This window comes from Vibrio sp. V42_P2S4T144 (assembly GCF_009904715.1).
GTDB lineage: Bacteria > Pseudomonadota > Gammaproteobacteria > Enterobacterales > Vibrionaceae > Vibrio > Vibrio alginolyticus.
This window is the reverse complement of record NZ_WXWS01000188.1, coordinates 1-2,614: the sequence shown is the minus strand read 5'-3', so window position 1 is coordinate 2,614 and position 2,614 is coordinate 1. Positions and strand designations below refer to the sequence as shown.

General features: G+C 42.0%; 3 protein-coding genes and 1 tRNA gene. 1 reads left to right on the top strand and 3 read right to left on the bottom strand.

Going from position 1 to position 2,614, the window contains the following annotated elements; translation table 11 throughout:
* The first annotated feature begins 325 nt into the window (after nt 1-325).
* Nucleotides 326-400: transfer RNA gene (locus tag CAG68_RS06615), tRNA-Gly, on the top strand.
* Nucleotides 401-416: 16 nt separating this feature from the next.
* On the opposite strand, the gene CAG68_RS06610 is transcribed toward CAG68_RS06615, so the two are convergent.
* The 3 genes from CAG68_RS06610 to CAG68_RS22325 form a co-directional block, all read right to left on the bottom strand.
* On the bottom strand, nt 417-1,274 hold the full coding sequence (locus CAG68_RS06610) for a sterol desaturase family protein (RefSeq protein WP_005373167.1): 858 nt from the start codon (nt 1,272-1,274) through the stop codon (nt 417-419).
* 7 nt (nt 1,275-1,281) lie between these two features.
* Nucleotides 1,282-2,292, bottom strand: a complete 1,011-nt coding sequence (locus CAG68_RS06605) for a DUF2804 domain-containing protein (RefSeq protein ID WP_005382632.1) — start codon at nt 2,290-2,292, stop codon at nt 1,282-1,284.
* A gap of 142 nt (nt 2,293-2,434) precedes the next feature.
* A partial coding sequence (locus tag CAG68_RS22325) for a hypothetical protein (protein ID WP_237667853.1) occupies nt 2,435-2,614 on the bottom strand: 180 nt, incomplete at its 5' end.

The following is a 2,614-nucleotide window of genomic DNA, read 5'->3' as shown; positions in this document are numbered from 1 at the left end:
GTGTTATACATACGCATCAACAGTAAAAAGTAATCATTTCAATATCTAGTCTTGACCATGAAACGTGACTGTTCAATAAACGAGATTAACCTTTACACAGAAAATCTTGAATATCATCAACATCTAAACACCTAAGAATTCGGTGTTTACGACCTAATTGGAAGCCCCTAGGCTTAGTAGCGGAATCGCGAGTGCCACAAAAAACCAGAGACAATGAACACTTTAACATCAGTCCGCTACTTTTTTAGGCAACTGACAAACATTTGATGAGAAAAGACTTTTCTTTTTCGTCCAGTGTGGCATATTAACTGAGTCCTATCGATGCGCGGGCATCGTATAATGGCTATTACCTCAGCCTTCCAAGCTGATGATGCGGGTTCGATTCCCGCTGCCCGCTCCAATCTCTTTATCTCAATTTACTCATAAAAATCCGATGGCGGAGCGAACAAACGGCGGCAGCGTTGTTTCCATGATAAGTTTGGTCGAGTTACGTCATAAAACATGTCTTTCCATTCTGCAAACGTCACGCGGATGGGATTAAAGCTGTTTACAGGTTTAGAAACCCCATACCGAACCGTTTCCACCTCTGGTTCAAACGTTCCGAACATTCGATCCCAAATAATTAATACACCCGCATAATTTTTGTCGATGTACTGACGGTTCACACCATGATGAACGCGATGATGAGACGGCGTGTTAAATACCCACTCTAGTGGCCCGAGCGAACGAATTGATTGGGTGTGAACAAAAAACTGTAAGCCCAGATTAAACAACACAACGAAGACAACCCATTTTGGCTCAAAACCAATAATCACCAAGGGCAACCAAAAAATCCACATCCCCGCTAGCGGATACATTAAACTTTGACGAAAGGCGGTACTGAAGTTCATTCTTTCCGAACTGTGATGAACAACGTGCGCGGCCCACATCCAACGAATACGATGGCTAGCCCGATGAAACCAGTAATAGAAAAAATCTTGCAGGACAACAAGTAAAAGAAAAGCTGAGACGCTCATTTCGATATCAAACAAACGCCAATCGAACCACCACAAATACAACTGAGCAATCAGTAAACCCGTGAGTATGTCTGTCGCTTGGTGTAAGCCCGCAAGAACAAAATTACACGCTACTTCAGGGAAGTAATACGTCGCGCTTTCAGGCAAGCGTCCCCTTCTTTGTCCGAACCAATATTCGGCAAGCATGCAGAAAAAGAAAACTGGAGCCAGAATCATCAGAAGTAATTCTGGGCGGTCCATCAACTGCGTCCAATCCATTGTGTTTCTACCATTTTGCATAGTGATCTTCAGTAAGACCCATAACTTCTTCTAACTGATGTTTGATGCCATTTCCATCGATAAGATAGCCAGAGAAATAACCGATATACTGACGAAAGTTACTTTTGAGAAGCCAAAAATTTTTCTTCTCTGAGCGTCGATTCAAAGGCGTGAACTGTAAGTTAACTCGTTTATCTTCAGACGTAATATGCCACTTTTGCCCTTCATCACTTCGTGAAAACTGAAACTGCACAGGTTGCAAAAAGTGACGCTGACCATTAATCCACAATACATTTTCGCAATAGCCAGTTTCATTAACGCCAGCTGCCAAGTTCAACCCCAGACGCCTGTCATCCTCAAAGCAATTGATACTCGCCCAGCGCCAACTTGTTTCTCGCCGCATGTACCCAGCGGAAAAATCGTAACCAGCAGCCACCTCTGAAAGATCTTGCTCTTTTCCTAATATGAACAAGTTACCGTCTACTGCTAACGCATTGTGCTTCTGAGTATATGTCCAACCCGCATAACCTGTTGGCGTACACAACATTAATGGCAAACTCATGTTTTCTGGACGTAAATAGAGATCCGCATTGACTGACTCTGTCACAAAGTGGACGTGCCAAATACCATCCTTAATAGAAAACTGAATTCTTTTGTTAGCAAGATGGGCAAGACTGCACCAACTGGAAGGCTGAGTTTGATAACCTATATTAAAAGGTTTCAACCATTGTTGCTCAATCAACTTATTCTTTTTAATATCAAACAGGTAGCAAAAGCCGGATGCTAAATACCGTATATCAGCAATCGCTACTCCAATGACGTAATCAGGTGTGACCAAATTGACGAACTGAAACTGCTTATAATCGCGGTAACGGCGCCACTTAGACACTGGCTTATCCATCTCATCGAGGTAAGTAAATTTATCTAGCTGTAACGATGTTGGAATTCTATCAAGGTGGCCAAACGCTGGTAGACCATTCTGCTGAATAAACGAGTTCAGAACCTTAAGCTCATCCATATAGTTGTCTTTTCACAAGTTATCACACACCAAAACTTTAACATGACGTTAACATAAACAATTTGCGTAACTGCACAACAACATCGACTAAAGTGATTTCTGCTTGTTATATGTGAAACTGATCACTCAACCACCCGCTTACTTAGCTCGCCCTACCTATCTCAACCAACACTGCCTGGGTTAGAAGCTGCACATTCTCATCCGCAGGAAAGACCACTACAACCATTGAATCTTGGTCAAAATCACTATTTAATGGAAATAAATTCATATAAACTGATTGCTTATTCACATCAAGGAAGAAATCTATGTCATACATACACGA